This window comes from Mucilaginibacter agri, assembly GCF_009928685.1.
Classification (GTDB): domain Bacteria; phylum Bacteroidota; class Bacteroidia; order Sphingobacteriales; family Sphingobacteriaceae; genus Mucilaginibacter; species Mucilaginibacter agri.
This window is the reverse complement of record NZ_WWEO01000045.1, coordinates 609,800-636,266: the sequence shown is the minus strand read 5'-3', so window position 1 is coordinate 636,266 and position 26,467 is coordinate 609,800. Positions and strand designations below refer to the sequence as shown.

Annotated in this window: 22 protein-coding genes; 10 read left to right on the top strand and 12 right to left on the bottom strand. The window is 43.0% G+C overall.

Going from position 1 to position 26,467, the window contains the following annotated elements; all coding sequences use genetic code 11:
* Positions 1 to 95 precede the first annotated feature (95 nt).
* The 3 genes from GSY63_RS22900 to GSY63_RS22890 all read left to right on the top strand — a co-directional run bounded on the left by GSY63_RS22900 (position 96) and on the right by GSY63_RS22890 (position 4,950).
* A complete protein-coding gene (locus GSY63_RS22900; protein WP_166588171.1) occupies positions 96 to 707 on the top strand; it encodes a porin family protein in 612 nt (203 codons plus the stop codon).
* Positions 708 to 862: 155 nt separating this feature from the next.
* A complete protein-coding gene (locus tag GSY63_RS22895) occupies positions 863 to 2,626 on the top strand; it encodes a glycoside hydrolase family 9 protein (RefSeq protein WP_166588170.1) in 1,764 nt (587 codons plus the stop codon).
* Positions 2,627 to 2,670: 44 nt separating this feature from the next.
* Complete coding sequence (locus GSY63_RS22890; protein ID WP_166588169.1) at positions 2,671 to 4,950, top strand: glycoside hydrolase family 3 N-terminal domain-containing protein; 2,280 nt, start codon at positions 2,671 to 2,673, stop codon at positions 4,948 to 4,950.
* A 451-nt stretch (positions 4,951 to 5,401) separates the two neighbouring features.
* On the opposite strand, the gene GSY63_RS22885 is transcribed toward GSY63_RS22890, so the two are convergent.
* The 5 genes from GSY63_RS22885 to GSY63_RS22865 form a co-directional block, all read right to left on the bottom strand.
* On the bottom strand, positions 5,402 to 6,646 hold the full coding sequence (locus GSY63_RS22885; protein WP_166588168.1) for a DUF3667 domain-containing protein: 1,245 nt from the start codon (positions 6,644 to 6,646) through the stop codon (positions 5,402 to 5,404).
* 140 nt (positions 6,647 to 6,786) lie between these two features.
* Positions 6,787 to 8,046 (bottom strand): nucleoside permease, encoded by a 1,260-nt coding sequence (locus GSY63_RS22880; protein WP_166588167.1) that lies wholly within the window; start codon positions 8,044 to 8,046, stop codon positions 6,787 to 6,789.
* Between the two features lie 430 nt (positions 8,047 to 8,476).
* Positions 8,477 to 9,076, bottom strand: a complete 600-nt coding sequence (locus GSY63_RS22875; RefSeq protein ID WP_166588166.1) for a bifunctional nuclease family protein — start codon at positions 9,074 to 9,076, stop codon at positions 8,477 to 8,479.
* Positions 9,077 to 9,106: 30 nt separating this feature from the next.
* Positions 9,107 to 10,084: an electron transfer flavoprotein subunit alpha/FixB family protein gene (locus GSY63_RS22870; protein WP_166588165.1), complete on the bottom strand. Its 978-nt coding sequence runs from the start codon at positions 10,082 to 10,084 to the stop codon at positions 9,107 to 9,109.
* A 30-nt stretch (positions 10,085 to 10,114) separates the two neighbouring features.
* Complete coding sequence (locus GSY63_RS22865) at positions 10,115 to 10,852, bottom strand: electron transfer flavoprotein subunit beta/FixA family protein (protein WP_166588164.1); 738 nt, start codon at positions 10,850 to 10,852, stop codon at positions 10,115 to 10,117.
* A gap of 47 nt (positions 10,853 to 10,899) precedes the next feature.
* Between GSY63_RS22865 and GSY63_RS22860 the strand changes: the two genes are divergently transcribed.
* A complete protein-coding gene (locus GSY63_RS22860; RefSeq protein ID WP_166588163.1) occupies positions 10,900 to 11,244 on the top strand; it encodes a tetratricopeptide repeat protein in 345 nt (114 codons plus the stop codon).
* A gap of 37 nt (positions 11,245 to 11,281) precedes the next feature.
* A complete protein-coding gene (chrA, locus tag GSY63_RS22855) occupies positions 11,282 to 12,457 on the top strand; it encodes a chromate efflux transporter (RefSeq protein ID WP_166588528.1) in 1,176 nt (391 codons plus the stop codon).
* A gap of 148 nt (positions 12,458 to 12,605) precedes the next feature.
* On the opposite strand, the gene dnaB is transcribed toward chrA, so the two are convergent.
* On the bottom strand, positions 12,606 to 14,159 hold the full coding sequence (gene dnaB, locus GSY63_RS22850) for a replicative DNA helicase (RefSeq protein WP_166588162.1): 1,554 nt from the start codon (positions 14,157 to 14,159) through the stop codon (positions 12,606 to 12,608).
* 323 nt (positions 14,160 to 14,482) lie between these two features.
* Between dnaB and rlmB the strand changes: the two genes are divergently transcribed.
* Positions 14,483 to 15,250 (top strand): 23S rRNA (guanosine(2251)-2'-O)-methyltransferase RlmB, encoded by a 768-nt coding sequence (gene rlmB, locus GSY63_RS22845; protein ID WP_243749306.1) that lies wholly within the window; start codon positions 14,483 to 14,485, stop codon positions 15,248 to 15,250.
* 223 nt (positions 15,251 to 15,473) lie between these two features.
* Here the strand turns inward: rlmB and GSY63_RS22840 are convergent, their stop codons facing one another.
* Positions 15,474 to 16,559 carry a mannose-1-phosphate guanylyltransferase gene (locus GSY63_RS22840; protein ID WP_166588161.1) on the bottom strand — a complete coding sequence of 362 codons (1,086 nt, stop codon included), beginning with the start codon at positions 16,557 to 16,559 and terminating at the stop codon, positions 15,474 to 15,476.
* A gap of 255 nt (positions 16,560 to 16,814) precedes the next feature.
* On the opposite strand from GSY63_RS22840, the gene recQ reads away from it, so the two are divergent.
* Complete coding sequence (recQ, locus tag GSY63_RS22835) at positions 16,815 to 19,007, top strand: DNA helicase RecQ (RefSeq protein ID WP_166588526.1); 2,193 nt, start codon at positions 16,815 to 16,817, stop codon at positions 19,005 to 19,007.
* Positions 19,008 to 19,058: 51 nt separating this feature from the next.
* Here recQ and GSY63_RS22830 read toward each other — a convergent pair whose 3' ends face one another.
* Entirely contained in the window at positions 19,059 to 20,966 is a 1,908-nt protein-coding gene (locus GSY63_RS22830; protein ID WP_166588160.1) for an OmpA family protein, read from the bottom strand.
* Positions 20,967 to 21,003: 37 nt separating this feature from the next.
* Positions 21,004 to 21,627, bottom strand: coding sequence for a 7-carboxy-7-deazaguanine synthase QueE (locus GSY63_RS22825; protein ID WP_166588159.1), 624 nt, complete (start codon positions 21,625 to 21,627; stop codon positions 21,004 to 21,006).
* 98 nt (positions 21,628 to 21,725) lie between these two features.
* Between GSY63_RS22825 and GSY63_RS22820 the strand changes: the two genes are divergently transcribed.
* From GSY63_RS22820 to GSY63_RS22810, 3 genes are read left to right on the top strand one after another with little or no spacing between them, the layout of a single operon-like run.
* Positions 21,726 to 22,493 carry a hypothetical protein gene (locus GSY63_RS22820; protein WP_166588158.1) on the top strand — a complete coding sequence of 256 codons (768 nt, stop codon included), beginning with the start codon at positions 21,726 to 21,728 and terminating at the stop codon, positions 22,491 to 22,493.
* Between the two features lie 7 nt (positions 22,494 to 22,500).
* Positions 22,501 to 22,830, top strand: coding sequence for a Rieske (2Fe-2S) protein (locus tag GSY63_RS22815; RefSeq protein ID WP_166588157.1), 330 nt, complete (start codon positions 22,501 to 22,503; stop codon positions 22,828 to 22,830).
* An 8-nt stretch (positions 22,831 to 22,838) separates the two neighbouring features.
* The gene (locus GSY63_RS22810; protein WP_166588156.1) at positions 22,839 to 23,279 is read left to right on the top strand and encodes a hypothetical protein; all 441 of its coding nucleotides are present in this window, start codon (positions 22,839 to 22,841) and stop codon (positions 23,277 to 23,279) included.
* Between the two features lie 159 nt (positions 23,280 to 23,438).
* Here GSY63_RS22810 and GSY63_RS22805 read toward each other — a convergent pair whose 3' ends face one another.
* Genes GSY63_RS22805 through lepA form a run of 3 tightly spaced genes read right to left on the bottom strand, consistent with a single transcriptional unit; the run spans position 23,439 to position 26,463 of the window.
* Positions 23,439 to 24,320, bottom strand: a complete 882-nt coding sequence (locus GSY63_RS22805; protein WP_166588155.1) for a bifunctional 5,10-methylenetetrahydrofolate dehydrogenase/5,10-methenyltetrahydrofolate cyclohydrolase — start codon at positions 24,318 to 24,320, stop codon at positions 23,439 to 23,441.
* Positions 24,320 to 24,655 carry a hypothetical protein gene (locus GSY63_RS22800; RefSeq protein WP_166588154.1) on the bottom strand — a complete coding sequence of 112 codons (336 nt, stop codon included), beginning with the start codon at positions 24,653 to 24,655 and terminating at the stop codon, positions 24,320 to 24,322. The genes GSY63_RS22805 and GSY63_RS22800 overlap by 1 nt, the downstream gene beginning before the upstream one ends.
* Before the next feature lie 20 nt (positions 24,656 to 24,675).
* Positions 24,676 to 26,463, bottom strand: a complete 1,788-nt coding sequence (gene lepA / locus GSY63_RS22795; protein WP_166588153.1) for a translation elongation factor 4 — start codon at positions 26,461 to 26,463, stop codon at positions 24,676 to 24,678.
* Between the last annotated feature and the right edge of the window lie 4 nt (positions 26,464 to 26,467).

The following is a 26,467-nucleotide window of genomic DNA, read 5'->3' as shown; positions in this document are numbered from 1 at the left end:
TTTATTAGCCGGGCAATATGTCCGGCTTTTTAGTTATGATATATTTGCGCACAAAAAGCAAACAAAGCTGTTATAATCAACACTACATTATCATTATGAAAAAGATCACTCTACTACTCATTGCAGTTACTTTTATGGTAACCGGCGCTACAGCCCAGTTGCTACCTACGTTTCAGTTCGGTATAAAAGGAGGGGTTAACCTTTCTAACATCTCAACCTCGGGCAATGTATTTAATAATTTAAATACTGACAACCGTGCCGGATTTTTAGGCGGCGTTTGGGCTAGAGTTGGCGGCGCAGGAATCCATTTTCAGCCCGAACTTTACTACACAAGCAAAAACGTAACTTTCACCGAAGGCGCAGTTCAAAACAAGGCTGAATTTAAAAGTATTGATGTGCCACTATTAGTTGGTACACGCATAGGTGCAGGGCCATTGGGCGTACGCTTTAACACCGGGCCGCTGGTATCTTTCGCGATTGATAAAACTCAGGACATATCCGGAGTTATCACAAATGATGTTTATAATTTGCATTATAAAAACCAAAACTATGCATGGCAATTTGGTGCAGGCTTAGATATCCGCAGTATTTCTTTTGATTTCCGCTACGAGTTGGGCCTAAACAAGGTGGATAATTATGCTGATAACGCTCACGCTAAAATCAATATGTTTAACCTTACCGTAGCTTATCGTTTATTCGGTTTATAGCACCATAACATAGTACATAAAACATTTGTGCTATGCTAGTTTACATTTGTGCTATTGTACTTGTTGTAGTAATTACACTATATTTATCAGCCAATTAAACCCCGGTTCTGATAAATATAGTGTTGTTGCTCAGCAAGCTTAATTGCAATAGTCGAATGAAAATAACAGGCAAAACTTTGTTTATAACAGCTTGCGTATTTTGCTTTCTGCAATATACCAATGCATACAGTCAACAGGTCGATAGTATCAGGCTTAACCAGATCGGATTTTATCCCAATTCACTCAAAAAGGCAATTATTCTTAATGCTGATAAAGGATCTTTTTTCATAAAAAACTCATCAGGCCTAAAGGTATACTCGGGAGTAATAGTTAAATCTAACAATCCTGCGTTTAACGGACGGTATACAGGGATCGCCGATTTTTCCTCATTTAAAACTCCGGGCACTTACACGCTCGTTTCTCCCGCCGGAGATCGATCTTATTCTTTTACTATTAACAATAATGCCCTTAAAAGCGTAGCTGATGCTTCACTTAAAGGTTTCTACTATATTCGTGCTTCTACTGCATTAGATAAGAAGTATGCGGGCAAATGGAGCAGGGCAGAAGGTCATCCCGATGACAAGGTTTTGATCCACGCCTCCGCAGTTAGTCCGGGCAGGCCTGAAGGCACGGTAATAAGTTCGCCGCGCGGCTGGTACGATGCCGGCGATTATAACAAATACATAGTAAATAGCGGAATATCTACCGGAACGCTTTTATCCTTGTATGAAGACTTTCCAACATATATGCAATCTGCTAAACTCAATATTCCGGAGAGTAATAACCAGCTTCCTGACGTTTTGGATGAAGTGCTTTGGAACCTGCGCTGGATGCTTACCATGCAAGATTCTGCTGACGGTGGGGTTTATCACAAATTAACGAATCCTGCATTTGATGGTATGATTATGCCCGATGCCGCCACTAAACCCCGTTACGTTGTACAAAAGGGCACAGCAGCAACACTCGATTTTGCTGCAGTTATGGCACAGGCTAGTCGCATCTTCGCAAAATTCCCTACGCAATTACCTGGGTTGGCCGATTCCTGTCGTAAAGCATCTATAAAGGCATGGGACTGGGCTGTTAAAAATCCCGATATAATTTATGATCAGGATGCGATGAATAAGATCTATTCGCCCCAGATAGTAACCGGGGGGTATGGAGATAGAAAACTGGACGATGAATTTGTATGGGCAGCTTCCGAATTACTCGTAACTACTCAAGATAATAGGTACGTGCCGTATGTAAAGCTAACTGATAACATAACGGTACCAACTTGGGGAGACGTACGTACAATAGGCTATTACACGATATTGAAACATCCGAACGAAGTTTCAAAAACATCGTTTAGCCAATTGGCGCAATTGCGTGCAGATTATTTAAAATTCGCTGCGGTACTAGTCGCGGACGCCGATAAAAACGCGTATCAAACTGTAATGAATAAATCACCCAAAAACTTTGGATGGGGAAGCAGCTCGGTAGCCGCAAATCAAGGCATAGCAATGTTATTAGCTTATAAATTAACCGGGGAACAAATCTACCTGGATAATGCCACAGCCAACATGGATTATTTACTCGGGCGAAATGGAACGGGATATTGTTATTTAACGGGCTTCGGGCATAAACCTGTGATGCATCCACACCACAGGCCTTCGGTTGCAGATGGCATAGTTGACCCGGTGCCTGGCTTGCTATCAGGTGGACCTAATCCCGGTCGGCAAGATCAGATACCCACACCATCTTCGGTACCAGACGAAGCTTTTGTAGACGACGATAGAGCTTATGCCGTAAACGAAATAGCTATTAATTGGAATGCGCCATTTGCTTATCTAGCCAACGCCCTACAAGCGATAGAAACGGGCGCTAAACGAACGAAGAAATAAGAAACTCAATCAACAATCTTTATAACCTCACAATTAAACCACACATGAAAAGATTTACAACCATTTGTAGTCTTATGCTTGCCGGCTCTGTAGGCCTGATGGCGCAAACGAAAAAGGCTCCGACAACGAGCGCACTCGACAAAAAAGTTGATGCCATGATTGCCAGTATGACGCTCGAAGAAAAAGTAGGCCAAATGACCGAAGTAACCCTCGATGTAGTGTCCAAAACAGGTGCAAGCTCGCATCAACTTGACGATGCTAAATTAAATGAAGCTATCACCAAATACCACGTTGGTTCTATATTAAACGTGAGCGGAACAGCTTATGATCGTCAGCACTGGTACGATGTGATATCGACCATCCAAACTGTTGCTGCTAAAGACCGTTTAAAAATTCCGGTTATTTATGGTATCGATGCGATACATGGTGTTACTTATACGGTTGGCAGTACGCTTTTTCCACAGGAAATAGCCATGGCTGCGACATTTAATAAAGACCTTGCACACAAAGCAGGTGAAATAACTGCTTATGAAACCCGCGCAAGTTATATCCCATGGAATTATTCGCCGGTGCTGGATTTAGGAAAGAATCCGTTATGGCCACGTATCTACGAAACCTTTGGTGAAGATCCTTATGTAGTTAAAACAATGGGTGCGGCTATTATAAAAGGTTATCAGGGTAACAATGTGGGCGACAAATATCACGTCGCAGCCTGCATGAAACATTATTTAGGCTACAGTGCGCCTCTGAGTGGTAAAGATCGTACCCCTGCCTGGATACCCGACCGTTACATGCGCGAGTATTTTTTACCATCATTTGCCGATGCAGTTAAGGCAGGAGCGAAGACCCTGATGATCAATTCGGGCGAGATAAATGGCGTGCCAATCCACAGCAGCAAATACATGTTAACAGATGTATTGCGTGGCGAATTGAAGTTCGACGGCATTGCGGTAACCGACTGGCGCGATATCCAGTACTTGTACACCCGTCACCACGTGGCGGCTTCTCAGAAAGAAGCAGTGATGCTGGCCGTTAACGCGGGTGTGGATATGAGCATGGTGCCTTACGAATATACCTTTTTTGATTACCTGGTACAGCTAGTACATGAAGGCAAAGTGCCTATGTGGCGTATCAACGAAGCGGTACACCGCATTTTGAAGGTGAAATATGAGTTGGGCTTATTTGAGCGCCCTGTTGGTAACCCGTCAGATTATCCAAAATTTGGATCTGAGGAATTTCGCGCAGCGAGTGTGCAGGCTGCTCGCGAAGCCATCACCCTGTTGAAGAACAACAACAATGTACTACCGCTTAAAAAGGAAATGAAAGTTTTGGTAACCGGCCCAACGGCTAATACCATGCGCTCATTAAACGGTGGCTGGAGTTATACCTGGCAAGGTGAGCAAACAGATAAGTTTGCGGCAGCCAAGAACACTATCCTTGAGGCTATTCAGCAGAAGATTGGTAAGGACAATGTAACATATGAGGAGGGCGCCAAATTTGATAGCTTGGCCAACGTAGATGATGCCGTTAAAGCTGCCAAAAAAGCCGACGCTATCGTGCTTTGCCTTGGCGAACTATCGTACACCGAGAACGTGGGCAATATAGACGATCTGAACCTGCCGGATGCACAGTTTAAATTAGCTGAAGAATTAGCCAAAACCGGTAAACCGGTAATATTGGTACTAGCAGAAGGTCGTCCGCGCATTGTGACTAAGGCTGATAACATGGCAGCGGCTACGGTGATGACCTACCTATCGGGTAATGAGGGCGGCGACGCTCTGGCAGACATTTTATTTGGCGATGTGAACCCATCTGGTAAGTTACCGGTTACCTACCCGCGTTACGCCAATGCTTTGGTTAACTATTATCGCAAAAATCTCGAAAATGGTAACTCAGACGATAGCCATGGATACAACCCTTTATATGAGTTTGGCTATGGTTTAAGCTATACCTCATTCCGCTACAGTAACCTGCATTTAAGCAACGCTGATTTGAAAGACGGTCAAACCTTAAAGATTTCGGTAGACGTAACCAACAGCGGCCAGCGCCAGGGTAAAGAGTCGGTGTTGTTGTACATAAGCGATTTGTATGCCAGCATAGCGCCCGATACTAAACGTTTACGTGGTTTCGATAAGATAGACCTTAAAGCCGGCGAAACCAAAACCGTAAGCTTTAACATCACACCAGCCGATCTTTCGTTTATTAACGATCAGAGCAAATCGGTAACCGAACCGGGCGAGTTTAAAATTCAGTTGGGCGACCAGACACAAAATTTCAACTACTTATCAACCAAAGTTCAGGCTGCGCGTACAGGAAAATTATAGATAAACAGATCAATTAAATTAAAAGTAAAAGGCTACCTGGAATCCAGGTAGCTTTTTTATTTTTGTAAGGATCAGTCAATTTTGCGCCGCGTAGTGGTGCGTGGTGCAAAGTTCCACATGCACCACTGTGTTCCTACTTAAAAGTCCTTTTTACTTTAAATGATTTTGAATAATAGGTTAAAAGTTAGGTGGTTATCAATTATATTTTTACTGATTCCAAAATGCGGATGTTCCACTTTTGCTAACTTTTAAGTCTTTTTCGCTGTCAAAACACTTCCAGCAGATGTTACACTGTAATTGCGTTACTTTGCAATTTTTTATTTGCCGAAGAAGGACAAGATGGGCAAGGAAGAAAGATAAGTATTTAAAAAATAAAGGATCAAAGACTAGCCTGTCCTTGATCCTTCATTTCAATAAAATTATGTCTTGATTTCTGATTCCAGGCTCTCTCTTACACGGCTGTTACTGCTGTGATCATTACCAGTATCAGCATACAAAACGAAAATACAAACGTGTATGCGAAAGACATCCCGATCATTTTACTGATTGTACGCCAGCGGCTGCGGTGATAAACTGCTCTTAGCGATTTATAAATGTATATGATAACGCCCATAGTTGCGGCAAAATCAATCCAGCCTTTCAGCGTAGATGATAGGGGTAGCATCATCAACAACATAATAATGGTAAGAAACAAGAACAGGAAACAATGCAAGTGAAACGAAAAGATGAGGTGTTCTACATAAAACTTCTTGTTCTTCCAGAATGCAAACCTTAATATCACCGCGAACAGCGGCAGTAGCACAAACATCATTTTGGGTACATTGTGCTTAAAATCTTCCAGGAAAACCTCCTTCGCGCGATCGCCATACTTTTTGTAGGCAAAGCGTTTCATTTCAAACATGCGCTCAAAAAAGTTATCCCTTGCATCAGCCGGCATGCTTTTCTGCGAGTTTAAATAAGCTGCGTAGGTTGAGTCTTTGCTGTCTTTTAACATGCGCGATGTAAACGAGCCATCACTAGTGTCGTCATCCTCGTCATCCTTATCATCCGTGTCCTTAGAGGCAGTCCCAGTAACAACAACTTTGTTTACTTTGGCTGAATGCCAATTATGCTTTGAGTGCGTAGAATCTTTGGATTTTGTTGTGGTTATCTTAACATTATTACTACCGCCAGCTAAAGCATTTTTATCTACGGTTAAATGAAATCCACCTTTGTTAGTAGTGTCGTCTGTAGTATCAACAGAAACATTTTGAGCGTTTTCCACAACGCCTTCCATTATCTTTTTTTGTAAAGGATTCATGGATTTGTCGTTCTCCATGTCCTTTTTTACCTTGGCAATTGCCTCTCTATCGGCATGCTTTTTACCATCAGATTCATCCTCACTATTGCTATGCTTAAAAAATAGAATAAAGAAAATAAGGCTTATAAAAATGTACATTTTTATAGGGTGCAGGTATTGCACACGCCTGCCGGCCATATACTCGCTGGTTAGCTTTCCGGGTTCTAAAAGCAGGGGTTTTAGGGTATGAAAGAATTGGTGGTCGAAGTGAAAATAATCGCTAACAGCGTGGTTCATCAAATGACCGAAGTTCTCCTTGATCTGCAAATTTTCCTGGCCACAGTGATGACAAAATTTGCCCTCTAATACGGTTCCGCAATTGAGGCAGTCGTTTTCATGGCGATAATGTTTTTTCATTCGGTCAAATTACTTCCCACCGTTGTAAATGGGATAAGGCATGTTTAAGTTGATAAAGAATTTGTTGCCCTAAAATAGGAAAATTGCCACTTTTAATGCAATTCTGCCGCAATTATTATCACTATCGCAATCGGCGGCTATTAAGCGTGAGCTATCGCGTGTTTTAATGCCGCATTGTGCTTGTATCTAAACACAAATGGGAAGATAACTGCAATAACCAATGCATAAGCAGCAAAGGTAAGCCATATGCCGTGCCAGTTGCGGCTATGGTCGGCAAGGGTAAAGAATTTATCGATAATAACGCCACTCGCTAAACTGCCAAATAGGGCACCAAAGCCGTTTACCATCATCATAAATAACCCTTGTGCACTACCGCGTATTTCAGGCGTGGTTTGGGTTTCTACGAATAAAGATCCTGAGATGTTAAAGAAGTCGAACGCCATACCGTACACAATGCAGGAAAGGATGATCATCCACAAACCGTCGGCAGGGTTACCAAATGCAAACAGACCAAAACGCAAAACCCATGCCAGCATGCTAAATAACATAACATTTTTGATGCCGAACTTGCGCAAAAAGAATGGAATGGTGAGGATAAATAAGGTTTCCGACATTTGCGATATCGACATGATAAACGCCGGGTGTTTCACCGCAAACGTAGCCTGATAAGCCGGAATGTTTTTAAACTCGCCAATGTACGCGTCGCCATAAGCATTTGTAAGTTGCAAAGCAGCGCCTAACAACATAGAGAAGGCGAAGAATATGGCAAACTTAGGCGTTTTGAACAGCGTAAATGCTTTTAAGCCTAAACGGTCGGCAAGTGTCTTTTCGCCGCCATTATTTAATAAAGGAGGGCATTTGGGCAAACTGAATGCATATAACCCTAATATAAATGCCACCCCAGCGGCAATATAGAATTGGTTTGATGATGTTTCGTTATTGGTAAGCGTAACAGTCCACAAAGCAACTATAAAGCCCACAGTACCCCATGTGCGGATAGGAGGATAAACCTTTACAACATCCTCGCCAGCGTTTTTTAAAGCCGAATAAGCTACAGTAATGGATAACGACAGGGTAGGCATGTAAAATACCATGTTTAATAACATTACCCAAAAGAATATTACTGGATCTTTAACCAGCGGAAGGCTGCACAAAACTAAGCCGCCCAAAATATGGCAGATCCCGTATAGTTTTTCGGCGTTTATATATTTATCGGCGATAATACCGGTTAGGGCAGGCATAAAAATAGCCGAAATGCCCATGGTAGAAAAGATTGCGCCAAACTGAGTGCCCGTGCCCAAATTATTTGAAAACCAGTAGTTGCCAATGGTGAGCAACCACGATCCCCAAACAAAAAATTGCATAAAATTCATCATTATTAAGCGAAACTTAATATTCATACAGCACGGGGTTAAAGCGAGTTACAGTTAGTTTTAAATTAATGCCGAAAAGTAAGGAAATATTGCGAAACCGGAAAATGGTAAAGGCAGAAATTACGGAGGGATGTGTTAATAGGGGAAATATTGCAGGTGGACTAAAAAGATTGTCATTCAGAGCGCCAGCGAAGAATCTCCTGTAAGATGCTCATTCGCTGTCGCAAGTTTAGCGTAGCGTAACTTGTGACCAAATCTATTGTAAGCTTCCAGCTTACGTAAGGTGAAACCTTACAACAGATTTACCACAAGTTTTAAAACTTGCGGCAGCATGGGGATTGTTATTCAGAGCGGTAGCGAAGAATCTTCTATAAAACGCCAGGCATAAACAAGTCGCAGGAGATCCTTCGCTGGCGCTCTGGATGACAAGTAATCTTTAATCAAGAAATTAGATATTTTACGAAGACCGTCTTCTGCTCAGTTCATCCCTGATTTTGGCGGCCTTTTCATAAGCTTCTTCATTTAGGGCATCCTGTAACTTGGTACGCAGTTCGTCTTCGCTAAGGCCGTTGTAGCCGGTAGAGGCTACGCTTACCGTTTTTTCGTCCTGGCCTTCGTTCAGGTTTTCGAGATAAACAAAATCGTTACCCTCAATCACTATACCTGCCGATGACAGGATAAACTCATAAGTATAAATAGGGCAGTCGAAACGTACAGCCATAGCAATAGCATCAGAAGTACGCGCATCTATTTCGATTACCTTTTTACCGTCGGAGCAGATAAGTTTAGAGTAGAAAATACCATCTACCAGGTTGTAGATAATAATTTCCTGTATGTTGATGTTGTAGGCCTGGGCAAAGCTTTTAAAAAGATCGTGCGTAAGTGGGCGGCTTGGCGTCATCTTTTCAATCTCAATGGCGATGGCCTGCGCCTCGAAACTGCCTATGATAATCGGCAACCTGCGGCGGCCGCTAACCTCACCTAAAACCAAAGCATATGCGCCCGACTGGGTTTGGCTGTAAGATAAACCAACAATATCGAGCTTAATTTTTTTCATGTTATTACCCATCACAACAAAAATCCCTTTTTATGCCGAAGCTTTATATGTTTTTACTGCCTCTATTAATTTTGGAACAATTTCAAATGCATCGCCAACTATCCCATAGTCGGCTACCTTGTAAAACGGAGCTTCGGGATCTTTGTTGATCACAACGATAACTTTTGACGAACTAATACCAGCTAAGTGCTGTATAGCCCCCGAAATGCCTATAGCAATATACAAATTTGGACTGACAGCTATGCCCGTTTGCCCAACATGTTCGCTGTGTGGCCGCCAGCCGGCATCAGATACCGGTTTTGAGCAAGCCGTCGCAGCACCTAGTAAATCAGCCAATTCCTCAATCATACCCCAGTTTTCCGGACCTTTTAAACCACGACCGGCTGAAACCACAATCTCCGCATCGGGTAAAGATACTTTATCTGTCGATTTAACAATCTCTTTTAACAACGCTTTAAAGTCCGATTCGTTGGTTTCTACTGTAAAATCTTCGGGCTTGGCACCCGTAGCGTTTTCGATTACTTTATAACTGTTTGGTATCAAAGCAATTACTTTGTTGGCCGATGTAAGTTCGACCGTAGCAAATGCTTTCCCGGAAAATGCTGTTTTTTTGATCAGGAATTTACCGTTACCAGTATCTGGAAGCGAAACTGCGCCATCTGCAATACCAGCGCCCAGTTTTACCGCTACTCGCGGAGCCAACCCGCGACCGGAGAAGGTGTTGGAGATTACAACCACGTCGGCCTGTTCTGCTTCCGAAGCTTTGGCTATAACTGAGGCGTAAGCCTGATTTATAAAATTCTTCAGTTTATCGGTACTTACATTTAAAATTTTGTGTGCACCGTATTGGCCCAAAGCGCTTAACTCATCAGCCGCAACGTTGCCTATAGAGATAGCTGTAAGGGTTGTATTATTTTGATCTGCAATAGCACGGGCGTAAGAAACCGCTTCGAAAACCGATTTCTTGAACTTGCCGTCCGCATTTTCTGCATATACTAAAACCGACATATTGTTGATTGGTAAATGTTAATGGATGGATTAAATAACCTTTGCCTCGTTGTGCAGCAGATCAACCAGTTTGGCCACATCATCTGCAGGGATCAGTTTTACCTGTCCGCGCGGAGCTGGAGTTTCATAACTGATAATCTCGGACGACGCTTTAACCTCAACAGGCTCCACTACCGTTAATGGCTTGGTGCGTGCCGACATAATGCCACGCATGTTAGGGATCTTTGGCTCGGCCACACCTTCGGCAGTACCGGCAACAAAAGGTAGTGGAATAGTAAGCACTTCTTTGCCGCCTTCAATCTCGCGCTCAACCGTTCCGTTAGCGCCGTCGACATCCAGTTTTTTGATGATGGAAACAGACGGAATGTCCAGCAGTTCGCCAAGCATGGCAGCTACCTTAGAACCGTTGTAATCGATAGACTCGCGCCCTGTCAATATCAGATCGAAAGGATGTTGCTTAACATACTCCGCAATTTGCACTGCCACAAAGTAAGCATCGTGAGCCGGCGCATTAACGCGTACAGCATCTGTTGCGCCTATGGCCAGGGCTTTGCGTATGGTGGGTTCGTTAGCGGCTTCGCCAACGTGTATCACGGTAACTGCACCCTTGCCGCCATCAGTTAACTCAATAGCGCGGGCCAAAGCAATTTCATCATAAGGGTTGATAATAAATTGCACACCCGCTGTATTAAATTGGGTGTTGTTAGCGTTAAAAGTTACTTTTGTAGTGGTATCTGGTACGTTGCTAATACATACTAAGATGTTCATTATATCATAGGTTTTTACAAAGGTAATTAAAAAAGGAAGAGTTTAAAATGCAGCAATCCCGTTTAGAAAAGCTACTGGAATTTATTGAAAATGAGCCTAATGATGAGTTTTTGCAGTACGCTTTAGCCACAGAATACCTGCGCCTGGATGATAAAGACAAGGCATTAAACTATTACGAAGGGCTGGTTACTAACCACCCTGGTTATGTGGGCACTTACTATCATTTGGGCAAGCTGTATGAGGTACTAAACCGGAAGGAAGATGCCATTACAACCTATCAAAAAGGTATGGAGGCCGCTCGCGCAGCACGCAATAATCACGCTTTATCTGAACTTAACTCGGCCTATATGCAAGCCAGCGGTTTGTATGACGACGACTATGATGACTATTAACCCCTGATCAATTTTGAGTCGCCGGCACCTGCTTTTTATGCGCGATGCGCTGCTTTATACGTTTACGGCCTTTGGTGGGCCGCAGGCGCATCTGGCCGTTTTGCTGCGCGAATTTGTAGAGAAACGCCGCTACATAACCGAGGATGAGTTGATGGAGCTAAACGCCCTGTCGCAAATGTTACCGGGGCCATCATCAACCCAAACCTTAGTAGGTATTGCCTGGAAGGTGGGTCGCCTGCCGTTGGCGCTTATTACTTTTTTGATATGGATACTGCCTTCGGCAGCCGTGATGTGTTTTGCGGGGATTAGCTTTAAAATGCTTTCCAAAGGCAATCACTTCGCCGATGTTATACGATACATACAGCCTATAGCTGTCGGCATTGTAGCTTATGCGGCCTACAGCTTTGGTCAACGGATATTAAAAACCAGGGTAAGTATGATGCTGGCCGCAGCCTCCGCCATTGCAACCCTTATATTGCAGAATCCTTATGCGTTTCCCTTACTGGTGTTGATGGGGGGCATTGTATCGTCGGCCCTAGAAACCCAACCGCAAGAAAATGAGTTAAGGGTAAAGTTGTTTTCTAACGTAAACCCCAATAAAGTAGCATATTTTATTGGAATACTGCTATTATTCGCGGCATTGGGTGCTTTGGTAAATCGTACTTCGCCATTAAGTTTACCGATTCGTTTATTTGAGAACTTTTACCGCAATGGTATCTTGATATTTGGCGGTGGGCAGGTGCTGGTGCCATTAATGTTCACCGAGTTTGTAGAGCTGAAACATTACCTCAGCAATACAGAGTTTTTATCTGGCTACGCACTTCAGCAGGCTTTACCGGGGCCTACTTTTGCATTTACTTCGTTTTTAGGAACGGTTACCATGGCCAACAAGGGCTCGGGCTTAGCCGGGCAAATTATGGGGGCTATCGTGGCCGTAATCGGCGTAAATTTACCGGGCCTAATTCTAATCCTTTTCATAGTTCCGTTTTGGGAAGATTTAAAAAAGATAACCCGCATCCGTAACTCGTTAAGCGGCATCAATGCCGTGGCAGTAGGCTTTATGATGACGGCTTTTATAATGCTTGTAAGACCATTCGGCCTCAATTGGATGGCGTATGCCATCATGATCGCCACTTTTCTCTTGCTGAAGTTTACACGCATTAAAACACCCGTAATAATTGTAATAGGGGTGTTGTTGGGATGGTTTTTTTGAGAAATATCAAGTAGTTAGTATCAAGTATCAAGATCTGAAAATAATGCGCCATTAATTTGTACCTAGTAACGGCGCCTCAAGATTCTTTTATTTGGCTAATAGAACAGCGAACATTCACTCATTCTATCACTCACTCCTTATAATTTAATTAAAACGGTGGCGCATCATCTTCCATATCATCCATACGCGATGGGCGGATAATGAAGTTGTTTGGCTTATCGAAGTCTTGCGATGGGGTTAAGCCTGTAAACGCGTTTGGTGCAGCGCCGAAGGTGTCGATGTTGGTTTCCAGGTCAGTAAACTTCACATATTTACCTACGAATTTCAACCTTACGCGGCCGGTTTCACCGTTACGGTGTTTGGCTATGATAACCTCACCAACGCCTTGGGTAGGGTTATTATCTTCGTCAAATTCTAAACCGTAGTATTCCGGACGGTATAAGAACAATACCATGTCGGCATCTTGCTCAATAGAACCAGATTCACGTAAATCCGAGAGCATTGGTCTCTTCGATCCACCTGGACGGCTTTCTACCGCGCGGCTCAACTGCGATAACGCAATTACGGGTACCTCCAGTTCTTTCGCCACGGTTTTAAGGGCGCGGGAGATACTACCGATCTCCTGTTCACGGTTACCACCCTTACCATCAGATTTACCATGCATCAGCTGCAGGTAGTCAATGATGATTAACTGGATATCGTACTGCGATTTCAGACGGCGGCATTTTGCCCTAAATTCAAATATGTTTAATGAAGGGGTATCATCCAGGATCAGTGGAGCTTGCTCCAAACGACCGATCTTAGAGTGCAGTTGCTGCCATTCCCATTCTTCGAGGTTCCCTTTACGGATCTTTTCCTGCTCAATCTGCGCTTCGCCAGAAATCAAACGATTTACCAACTGCACAGAGGACATCTCGAGTGAGAACACAACCACTGGTTTATTAAAATCAACCGCAGCATTACGGGCACAGCTTAGCACGAATGCCGTTTTACCCATCGCCGGACGAGCCGCGATGATCACCAGATCCGATTTCTGCCAGCCTGACGTAATTCTATCCAAATCGGTAAAGCCTGATGGCACACCGGTTAAGCCGTCTTGTTTATCTTTTAATGCCTCCAGTTCGCGTAACGATTCGTGCAGGATCTCGTCCATTTTGCGCGAGTCGCGGCGGAGGTTGTTTTGTGCTATGTCGAACAGGTTTTTCTCGGCCTTGTCTAACAGATCGAGTACGTCGGAAGTATCTTCGTAAGCGGCGCTGATAACCTCCGTGGAGATGCGGATCAACTCGCGCTGGATAAACTTTTGGATAATGATACGGGCATGGAACTCAATGTTGGCCGCAGAAGCTACGCGGTTTGTTAACTCAGTAATGTAATAAGCACCGCCAATCATCTCTAGTTCGCCTTGTTGCCTTAACTGGGCAGTAACCGTTAAAATATCAACCGGGGAGGTTTTCTCGAAAAGCGTGTGAATAGCCTTAAAAATACGTTGATGCGCTTCAACATAAAAAACTTCGGGTTTCAACACGTCGATAACCGATGACAGGGCATCTTTTTCGAGCATTAATGCACCAAGAATGGCTTCTTCCAGATCGCGTGCCTGTGGTGGGAGTTTGCCTACCAGCCCGTTTGATTGAGGCGCACTAAATCTGCTTCGTCTGTCGGTGTTTGAGCGGTTGTATTGTTGATTTTCGTTATCCATGTAATTAGAGTGTCCCTGAGCGAGGGGAACAAAAATATACAAAATCCCGGCTACATGTTTCTAAAAATCTAAACTTAATATTGAGATGAATTTTTAACATCCGCCTGTAATAATAAAAACGGCGATTAGAGATTTGATTATTAACAGGTTATGTGGAGAAGATTGTTAAAAAGTTATATTTTCTTGCTTGTTAATATTTTTAAGGCATTGTTCATAAATCTTGTTGGTGTTAATAAGTGCGATGGGCGGCGAGGTGGTGTAAGTTATTAAAACGGGCATACTGGATTAAAATTTCTATTTTTGCTGACTTATTCATCAGGAAAATGTCCTTCAATAATTCAAATTCAGCAAAGCGCGAGGTAAACCAAATGGTGTTCGGTATCCGTGCCGTTATAGAAGCCATTAAGGCTGGTAAAGAGATAGAAGCTTTGTTTATACAACGTGGTTTAGGCGGTGGACTTTTTTTGGAGCTGAAAAGTCTATTGCAAGAGCATGGAATTTCGGCGCAACAGGTGCCGGTTGAAAAGCTAAATCGCATCACACCTAAAAATCACCAAGGGGTTATTGGCGTTATTTCGCCTATTACTTACCAGCGCATAGAGGATATTATTCCGCAGGTTTTTGAGGCCGGTAAAGTACCATTGGTGCTGGTGCTTGACAGTATAACCGACGTTCGGAACATGGGCGCCATTGCACGTACGGCAGAGTGCGCAGGTGTTGATGCCATTGTGATCCCATCTAAAGGGTCGGCGCAGGTTACGCCCGACGCTATTAAAACTTCGGCTGGCGCGCTTTTTAAAATTCCGGTTTGCCGCCACGACAACCTGGTGAATACAGTTAAATTTTTACAAGAATCGGGTTTGCAGGTGGTTTGCTGTACCGAGAAAACTACCGATAGCATCTATGACGTTGACTATACGCCGCCAACGGTAATCATTATGGGGTCGGAAGAAGATGGGATTCGTAATGAACTGATCCGCTCCGCAGAGCATTTGGCTAAAATCCCAATGTTTGGCGAGATAGCCTCGCTTAACGTATCAGTATCAACCGCAGTTATTGTTTACGAAGCGATAAGACAAAGGGGAATTTAGTTGTTGGTTATCGGGAGCTTCCAGCAGCCCATCATAATCTATTTCAGAATCCCGCAGACCGGGTCAAACGCATACAAATCACATCTCATCTCATACTTAGCAAGTGAGGTGCTGAAACAAGTTCAGCATGACGAGAGGGTTTAAAAATAAGGGCCAAGCATTAATGCTTGGCCCTTATTTTTTGTATTATCTGACAACAGACAACCGATATCTGTCAATTGTGTTAAATATATTTCGCTCCAAATTTTTGCTTAACGTCGGCTACGATCTGCTTAACAGATTGCTCCTGATCGCGTGGGCAAATCATCAGGGTATTATTTGATTCTACTACGATAAAGTCATGCAGGCCTTGTAGTACCACCAGTTTTTCTTGCGGTACGTTTACCATACAATTTGACGAATCATACATGATCACCTTTTCTGAAGGGATAACGGCGTTACCTACGTAATCCTTTTCGGTCAATTGGTAAACTGAGGTCCAGGTACCTAAATCGCTCCAGCCAAATTCAGAAGGCAGTACATAAACGTTTTCAGCCTTCTCCATAATTCCGTAATCGATAGAGATGTTAATGCACTGCTGGTAAGCGGTATTAACATGATTACGTTCCCTATCGGTATTATAAACCGAACGGGCTTCAGCAAAAATATCGTGCATATCTGGCAGGTGTTTGCCGAATGCTTTCACGATAGATTTAGCCGACCATACAAAGATCCCTGCATTCCATAAAAAGTCGCCGCTTTGCAAAAAGCTTTTGGCAATTTCTAAAGTAGGTTTTTCGGTAAAGGTTTTTACTTTATGAAAATCATGGTTCAATAATTGGTCTGTGTACTGGATGTAACCATAGCCTGTATCAGGGCGCGAAGGCTTAATACCTAGGGTGATAAGACAATCCTGGGTGGCGGCGGTTTCTAACGATTTGTTAATGCTGTCCACAAACGCTTGTTCATTTAATATCAAATGATCTGACGGTGCAACAACTATCACAGAGTCTGCGTTTAAACTCTCAATCTTGTATGATCCGTATGCCACGCAAGGCGCGGTATTACGCATCACAGGTTCGGTAAGTATCTGGTGGTTTTCGATAGCAGGTAACTGCTCTTTTACCAGATCGGCATAGTTCTCATTGGTTACAATGTATATGTTTTCCGGCGGACAGATTTTTAAAAAACGATCGTAGGTATTTTGGATCAATGTTTTCCCTGTACCTAGTATGTCGATAAACTGTTTAGGATAAGAAGTACGGCTTATTGGCCAAAAGCGGCTTCCAATACCACCGGCCATAATGATGGCAAAGTAATTTTTATTCATAAGCGATTAATTAGAGCTACGCAAAATTATAATTGTAATGTTAAATGCAAATTATTTCTTATGTGCGATGAAATAAAAGAAGCTGTAAAAGCGTATCTTAACTGTAAGTTTTATTTCCCCACTACAGACAACTAATGTATGATAAATGTTCAAATAAATATCATATTTATTGAGTTTATAATCGTTTGTGGCGCGATATGGAAAAAATTTGTTAATTTGTCCGTTTAATAGAATGCATAGAATACACCAACAATGATTGAGACAAAAAAGTCGCTTTTTGATAACCTTCAAAACTTTTTCGGATTCGACAATTTTAAAGGGGAACAGGAAGCGATTATTACGAACATTTTGGCTGGTAATGACACATTTGTAATTATGCCTACTGGTGGGGGCAAATCAATGTGTTATCAGTTACCGGCCCTCATGAGCGACGGCACAGCGATTGTGATTTCCCCGCTTATTGCGTTAATGAAAAACCAGGTAGATCAGCTAAGAGCCTTTGGCGGATCAGACAGCATCGCCCATTTCTTAAACTCATCGTTAACCAAGGCAGAGATATTGCGGGTTAAGGAAGATGTGTTGGGTGGTAAGACCAAATTATTGTATGTGGCTCCCGAGTCGCTTACCAAGCAAGAAAATATTGATTTTTTAAGGCTGAACCAAGTGTCGTTTGTGGCAGTTGATGAGGCGCATTGTATTTCGGAGTGGGGGCACGATTTTAGGCCTGAGTATCGTAAGATCCGTCAGGTAATCAGCAATATTGGCGAAAATATTCCAATTATAGCCTTAACAGCTACTGCTACGCCAAAAGTGCAGCACGATATACAGAAAAACCTGCAGATGAATAATGCAACGGTTTTCAAATCATCTTTTAACCGTGGTAACCTTTTTTACGAAGTACGCGCCAAGCGCAATGTGCTTAAAGAGATAGTTAAGTTTGTAAAACAGCATCCCGGTAAATCGGGCATTGTATATTGCCTGAGCCGTAAAAAGGTAGAAGAAGTTGCTGAAGCACTTAGCCTTAACGGGGTTAAAGCATTACCATACCATGCCGGTTTAGATGCCAAGGTACGTGCAGATACGCAAGACAAATTCCTGATGGAAGATGTGGATGTGATTGTGGCTACTATTGCCTTTGGTATGGGTATAGACAAACCGGATGTACGCTATGTTATACACCACGATGTGCCTAAAAGCATGGAAGGCTACTACCAGGAAACAGGTAGGGCAGGCCGTGATGGGGGCGAGGGCGTTTGTGTGGCTTTTTACTCTGAAAAAGATGTAGATAAGCTACAGAAGTTTATGAAAGACAAGCCGGTTTCTGAACGTGAGATCGGTACCCAGATATTAAAGGAAGTTATCGACTATGCTGAGTCGTCAGTTTGTCGCCGTAAGCAGATATTACATTACTTTGGCGAGAACTTTAACGAGGCTGGTTGTAACTGCATGTGTGATAATTGCAGCGCTACCAAAGAATACTTTGATGGCGAAGAGCATTTACACCGTGCCTTAAGCCTCATTAAACAACTAGGCGAGAAGTTTGACGATCATCACATTGTTAGCGTTTTAATGGGCGAGGATAACCCACAGGTGCACCACTACGAACATCATACACTTGATGTATTTGGATCGGGTAAGGCACAAGGGGCAAATCTTTGGAAATCATTATTGCGCCAGATATTACTTGATAATTATTTATCGAAAGATATTGATCAATACGGGCTGCTGCGTTTAACCGCAAAAGGACAAAACTTTATTGATAACCCGCACAGTATCCGTTTCATTATGAACAGGCCAATTGAAGGCACTGATGATGATGACTCGGAAGATGGTGGCAAACAAGGCGGCGGCGCGTTGGATGCCCAGTTGCTACAGATGCTTAAAGACCAGCGTAAAAAGCTGGCCAAGCAAAAAGGTCTGCCTCCGTTTGTGGTGTTCCAGGACCCAAGTTTAGAGGAAATGTGTACGCATTATCCGATTACTATGGATGAGCTGAAACAGATCTCTGGGGTAGGTACGGGTAAGGCAGCCAAATTTGGTGCGCCGTTTATAGACCTGATTAAGAAATACGTTGAGGAGAATGATATCGATCGCCCGGTTGATCTGGTGATTAAGAGTGCTGCAAACAAGTCGGCTCTTAAAGTTTATATCATCCAAAATATCGACCGTCATTTAGATCTGGAAGATATCGCGAGTTCTAAAGGTTTGGCTTACGAAGACATTTTACGTGAGATAGAAACCATCGTAAATTCGGGCACCAAGCTTAACCTTAATTATTACATTAATGAGGTAATAGATGAAGACAAGCAAGACGAAGTATTTGATTACTTCCGCACGGCAGAAGATGATTCTATAGACCATGCCATGGCCGAACTCGGCGATGAGGATTACACCCGCGAAGAAGTTCAGCTGATGCGCATTAAGTTTATGAGCGAACTGGGTAACTAATTAGTTTATCTACTTGTATTTAAAGGCTTTCCGATTAGTTGGGAAGCCTTTTTATTTAGCAATAATCTTAAACTCGGTACGCCGGTTCTTAGCCTTGTTTTCGTCTGTAGTGTTAGGTGCAATTGGCTGTGTTTTCCCATAGCCTTTGAACACTAGTTTAGTTGGATTGGTGCCATTAGCAACCAAATATTGATAAACAGACTTAGCCCGGTTTTCCGACAGCGTTTGGTTCAACTGATCGTTACCGGTATTGTCGGTATGGCCCGAAATTTCGATTTTAACCGTTGGGTTAGCAGCTAAAAAATCGGCTATTTGCTGTAGCTCGGCTTTTGACTGGGTTTCGAGATCATATTTATCGGTATCGAAGAAGATATTCTTCAATATAACGGTTTTACCTACTTCGATAGGTGATAGAGACACATTCAGGATGAACGGTTGGGTAGGAGCATGCCCTTCTAAAGAGAAGTTCTCCGAATAGAACAGATAGCCTTCTTTGGAGATATTTAAACCGTAGTTTTTCCCACTTGTAAGTGTGGCTAGAAAATAACCTTCCAAAGGCGAGCTTACGTCTTTATAAACTACCTGGTTTTTCTCGAGATCGGTAATTTCTACAATGGCTTCTATCGGCTTTTTAAGCTTGGCGTCTGTTACTTTACCTTTTACATAGGTAACGGTATGCGGCCGTACCGTAACAGGCAGCTCGAACATGTAGATATCGTAGCCCCCCAAGCCGTTTAAATTAGCCGAGTTAGAAGCAAAGTAAGCGTAACCACCGCTTGCGGAAATGGTAAGTCCGTTTTCGTCGCCACTTGAGTTAATAGGGTATCCCAGATTTTGCGGTTTTTGCCACTTACCATCTTGTCCTAAACGGCTGATGTAAAGGTCTTTGTTACCCATGCCCGGCCAACCGCTTGAGCAGAAGTAGAGCGTACTATCATCAGGGTGTATAAACGGCGATTGCTCATCAAAGGCGGTATTAATATTGGGGCCTAAGTTCTCTGGCTCACCCCAACCAGTAGATTTAAGTGTCGATTTCCAGATGTCGTAGCCCCCGTAACCACCCTTCCGGTTGCTTACGAAGTAAAGCGTGCGGCCATCGGCGCTGATAGAGGGCTGTGATTCCCAACCCGGCGAGTTAATGGGTTTCGCTAAATCAAAAGGTGTCGACCAGTCGTCGCCTTTTTTTTGCGAAACATAGATGTCGCATTTACCTAAACCATCCGGACGGTTACAGCCGGTAAAGAAAAGGTATTTACCATCCTGTGATATGGATTGTGCGCCCTCGTTATAGTTGGGTGTGTTAATTTGCTTGCTCAGATAGCTGGCGGTCTGCCACTTATTATTAAGTTTAGCGCTTTTATAAAAATCCTCGTTATTATTAATTTTGCGGGTGAAGATGAGCATGCTTTCATCGGCAGTGGCTACGGGCAAATATTCGTCGTCGGCGGTATTTATTTCGGGGCCTAAATTAACAGGTGTAAATGGCACCGGATGTTGTAAAGCTGTAAGTGCAAAATCGCAATCGCCCATCATTTTCTTGGCACGGAAACGGTCACGATCGGTTATGTAGGGATAGGTGAGGTATTTTAATAAATGTTGCTGTGCATCTTTGTACCTGCCGAGGTAAATCTCAACCTCACTTACTTTGATATAAACCCCTTGTGTAAACTCCGGATTAATGCTAATTGCTTTTAGATACTGTTCGGCTGCTTCTTTATGCTGCTGTTTTAGGTGGTATAAGTCGCCGAGAAAGATGTGGGCTTCAACAAAGCGATCATCTGCTGTAATGGCCTGTTGTAAGGAAGAAATGGCATCATCTATTTTTCGGGCATCGTAGTTGGAACCTGCTGTAGCGTAATACTTGATAGCCGTTTCATCGCGCGTGGTGTACGTTCGTTGCTGTGCAAATAACAGGCACGGTAAGGCAGTAAATAGCACGATAAATAGAATCCGGTTCATTTAGGTTATATAAGAAGCTGACCCTAAAATACGTTTTTTATGGGATATTCAAATACTTGTGGGTTTGTAGAGAGATCTCCCATTTAGGGTTGGCCATTACATAATCAATAATAAGTGGGGTAACTTCCTTAGCTTTAGACCATTCGGGTTGCAGGTAAAGTTTGCAGCCAGGCGATACCAGTTCGGCATATTGTTCGGCCCAGTCGAAATCCGATTTATTGAAAACGATAACCTTTAGTTCATGCGCCTGTTGGGCAATGGCTGGTTGAGGTGCTTTGAATTTTTTGGGCGATAAGCATATCCAATCCCAGTGCCCCGAAAGGGGGTACGCACCCGAAGTTTCTATAAAGGTAGTTACACCTTTTTCTTTCATTTGAGCGGTAAGGTAATCAAGATTGTAGATCAATGGTTCGCCACCGGTAACTACCACAGTTTTAGCCGGAAATTGCAGCGCATTGGTAACAATCTGGTCGGCAGAGGTAAGGGGGTGGATACTTGCATCCCAGCTCTCTTTAACATCGCACCAGTGACAGCCTACATCGCATCCGCCTAAGCGGATAAAGTATGCGGCCTTGCCGGTGTTATATCCTTCGCCTTGTATTGTATAGAACTCCTCCATTAAGGGGAGCAATGTGCCATCTTCCGGAACCTGTGCTGTCATATTCAATTTGCAAAGATAAAAATAACTACGCCGATGGTTTAAATTTTTGGCCTTTTAAATGTTAATATTATTGGTTATAATTACTTGAAATTCAACCAATGAGAAAACTTTACTTTTTAATTATACTTTGCAGTGTATTAACTTGCCTGAGTTCATGTGTTGATATAGAAGAGCATTACAACTTTAAGGCAGACGGATCGTGCAATGTGGTTTATGATTTCGACATGAGTCATGCGGTTGCCGTGCTCATGAATCTGGTTTCGGATTCAGTAGCGGCAACGCCTCAATTTGCCATGGCTAAGGATACTTCCCTCAACTTTTACAGTGCCATACCCGATACAACTCAGCAGAAGCTAAGCGCAGAGGAAATTAAATTGGCCAAAAGCAGCAACCTTAACGTTAAAATGGATTTGCATAAAAGCCTGATGAAGATTAGCATTAACCACCAGGCCAAAGATGCAGCTGATCTGAAATATTATATAGAACATATCTCTAAAGTGGCTAATAACAGCCGGCTTAGTTCGGTTACTAAGGATAGCAAAAGTATAAAAGGTTTTGAGGGCGGCCAATTAGTTGTAGGCCAGGATTATTATGACTACGAAATCACTCCGCATAAATTTTACCGCATTATCGATAAAACCAAATTCAATAACTTTTTGAAGAAAACCCAGGCTACTTTTGTAATGGCTAAAGCGTTATTGATAGAGACGCCATATAAGCTAATCCTGAGCTTCGCCAAGCCTGTAAAGAAGATCAATAATAGCCGCGCCATGCTGTCGGCGGATCGAAAAACCGTTACGCTGGTTACTAATATGGATGAGATGATGAAAAATCCAACTATGATGGATCTGAAGGTGGATTTTTAGCCGCGTAATGAAGTGGTATAAGGTTGGTTCAGTTGGCGAAGTATTACCTCCGATCAGTAAAGTTTCCGTTGGTGGTAAGAAGCTTTGTATCGTGAATTATGAAGGCAAATTATTTGCCCTTTCGGCCAGATGCCCGCATGCAGGCGCGGATTTAAGTGAAGGTTGGTGCGAAAATGGAAAACTGATATGCCCGTTTCATCGTTATGCTTACGATCTGGAAACGGGAAGGGGCAACACCGGACAAAATGATTTCGTTCCGACCTATAAGGTCGAGATCAGAAATAATGAAGTCTATGTAGGCATCCCGTCTTTCTGGGATTCGTTAAAAGGAACTTAATACATTTTATGAGCAGTAGCGATATAGATCTGTTGGTAACAGACTTTTACCAGACCCTTAGTTTTCAAACCGGTGAAGAGCCCGACCTTAATGCTTTGGAAGCCCTTTTTTATGATGAGGCCGTATTGATTAACAACACCTTTGGCCGTCCGCTTAGTTTTACACCCGAAAGTTTTGTCAAAGCAATTCAAACCCAGGTAGCTGACGGCACTATGCAGCAATTTGTACAACGCGAGTTATTCTCAAAAACAGAAACTTTCGGCAAAATTGCCCAACGGGTGAGCGTTTACGAGTACTCGTTTACCGATCACGAATCGGGCCGAATACCCAGAGGAATAAATTATGTGCAATGTATCCAAACAGAAGGCAAATGGCTTATCTCATCAATGGCATGGCAAGATGAGAATGAGAACTATATAATTCCACACGAATATCATATCGGAAGGTAGCATTTAGTTATTAGGTTATTGAGTTATTAAGCCCATGACGTCCGTCATCCTGTTCCGATACTCACTGGGACATCATGACCAAAAGCAGTAAAAGCAGAAGGGATCACAATTGTGATCCCTTCTGCTTTATATCTTACTGATTAACCTAATAACCAATAACTAAACGTATACTTCTTTATTTGCTGATGCTAATGTGTTTTTAAGCAAGCCAATAATGGTCATTAAGCCCACACCGCCCGGTACCGGGGTAATCCATGACGATTTTGGAGCAACACCTTCAAAATCAACATCGCCATACAGTTTATAGCCAGATTTGGTTAGGGTAGAGGTTTCGCGGTTCATACCCACGTCTATCACAACCACGCCATCTTTAACCATGTCTGCGGTAATAAAATTCTTTTTACCGATAGCTACGATCAGAATGTCGGCATCAAGGGTGAATTTCTTAATATCTGGTGTGCGGCTATGGCAAATGGTTACAGTACAGTTACCCGGTTGCGTATTACGCGCCATCAGAATACTCATTGGCGAACCAACAATATTACTGCGACCAACTACCACACAATGTTTGCCTGCGGTATCAATGCCATATTCTTTCAGCATCAGCGTAATACCGTAAGGAGTGGCCGGGATAAATGATGGCAGGTTGCGCTGCATACGGCCCAGGTTAACCGGGTGGAAGCCATCCACATCTTTAGCAGGGTTAATCTTTTCAGTTACCTTCTCGGGATCGATATGCTTTGGTAAAGGAAGCTGAACAATGATGCCGTCAATATCAGCATCGGCATTTAGCTCGGCTACTTTGGCTAATAACTCTTCTTCGGTAACGTCACTTTCGTAACGTACTAAAGACGATTTGAAACCTACAGCCTCACAATTCTTCATTTTGCTGGCCACATAAGTTTCGCTGCCCCCATCGTGCCCAACCAATACCGCAACCAGGTGTGGTTTACGGCCTGTGTTAGCCAATATTTTCGCTGCTTCTTCAGCTATTTCAAGCTTCAGTTTTTCTGATACGTATTTTCCGTCTAAAAGCTGCATTATATGATGTTTTTAACCCACTGTTCTGGAAGAGGACCTAAATCGAGTTCTATTAGTTCTTCTTTCTTTACCAACTCAATTAAGGGTCGTGTTTTTAACGATAACTTTGTTCCGTATCGGATATTAATATTTCTAATAATACCCTCAATCGTATTTTCCTTTTTGTTGATGATTGAATTAATCATCATGTCAGAACTTAGTTCTGTATGTAAATTGATATGATATTTCGGTATCCGATTATCATAAACGATCCATTCGCCCCAAGAAAAATCGCCAAGATCAATTATCTTTTTAACACCTATTAAAGTATAAAAGCTTAATTGCAGATACTGCATGGCGTCATCTCAAATCTATTTTAGTCTAATTTCAATACTGCCATAAACGCCGACTGTGGTATCTCTACGTTACCAACCTGGCGCATGCGTTTTTTACCTTTTTTCTGTTTCTCTAACAGTTTACGCTTACGCGAAATATCACCACCATAACATTTGGCGGTTACGTCTTTACGCAGAGCTTTCACCGTTTCGCGTGCTATGATTTTAGCACCGATAGATGCCTGGATAATAATTTCAAACTGTTGACGTGGGATCAGCTCTTTCAGCTTCTCGCAAATTCTTTTACCAAAATCGTAAGAATTACTGCGGTGAATTAGTGAAGATAACGCATCAACAGGCTCGCTGTTTAAACGAATATCCAAACGTACTAAGTCCGACTGGCGGTAACCAATCTGCGTATAATCAAACGAGGCATAACCTTTAGAAATGGTTTTCAACCTGTCGTAAAAGTCGAATACAATTTCACCCATCGGCATCTCGAAGATCAGCTCAACGCGATCTGAGGTTAGGTAAGATTGGTTAACTATAGTGCCGCGTTTTTGGATACATAACGACATAATCGGCCCAACAAACTCCGCTTTGCTAATGATGTTGGCCTTAATATAAGGCTCTTCTACATAATCAAGTTTGCTTGGGTCGGGCAGGTCAGAAGGGTTATTTACCAGCAATTCTTCGCCTTTAGTTGTATAGGCCAGATATGATACGTTGGGTACTGTAGTAATAACCGTCATATCAAACTCGCGCTCTAAACGCTCTTGGATGATCTCCATGTGCAGCATTCCTAAGAATCCGCAACGGAAACCAAAGCCTAATGCCGCAGAAGATTCAGGCTCAAATACCAGCGAAGCATCATTTAACTGAAGCTTGGCCATTGATTCGCGTAGTTCTTCGTAATCTTCCGTATCAACAGGGTAAATACCGGCAAATACCATTGGTTTTACTTCTTCAAACCCCTGGATACCCTCGGCTGCAGGGCGTTCAATTAAAGTAATGGTATCACCAACTTTAACCTCTTTGGCTTCTTTAATACCCGAGATGATGTAACCTACGTCGCCGGTTTTAATTACATCTTTAGGTACTGGCTGTAGCTTTAAAGTACCCACCTCGTCGGCCAGATACTCTTTACCGGTAGCCATAAATTTAACCTTAGTATTTTTTCTGATCTCGCCGCTTACTACCTTATAATAAGCAATAATACCGCGGAATGAGTTGAATACCGAGTCGAAGATCAAGGCCTGTAAGGGAGCTTCCGGATCGCCAACAGGAGCGGGCACACGCTCAACAATAGCACGGAGTACATCATGTACACCTAGCCCGGTTTTACCCGATGCTGCTAAAATTTCTTCGCGTTTACAACCTATCAAATCAACAATCTGGTCTTTAACTTCCTCTGGCATAGCGCCGGGAAGATCCATTTTATTTAGTACCGGAATGATTTCCAGATCATTCTCCAGCGCGAGATACAAGTTGGAAATAGTTTGGGCTTGTATACCTTGCGAAGCATCCACAATCAATAAAGCACCTTCGCAGGCTGCAATAGAGCGTGAAACTTCGTACGAGAAGTCAACGTGTCCAGGAGTATCAATAAGGTTTAATACATATTCCTGTCCATCCAGCGTATAATTCATCTGTATGGCGTGACTCTTAATAGTTATACCGCGCTCACGTTCCAGGTCCATATCGTCAAGCAGTTGTGCCTGCGATTCGCGTTTGGTAACGGTGTTGGTATATTCAAGCAACCTGTCGGCAAGTGTACTCTTACCGTGGTCGATGTGTGCAATGATGCAAAAATTACGTATGTGCTGCATTTCG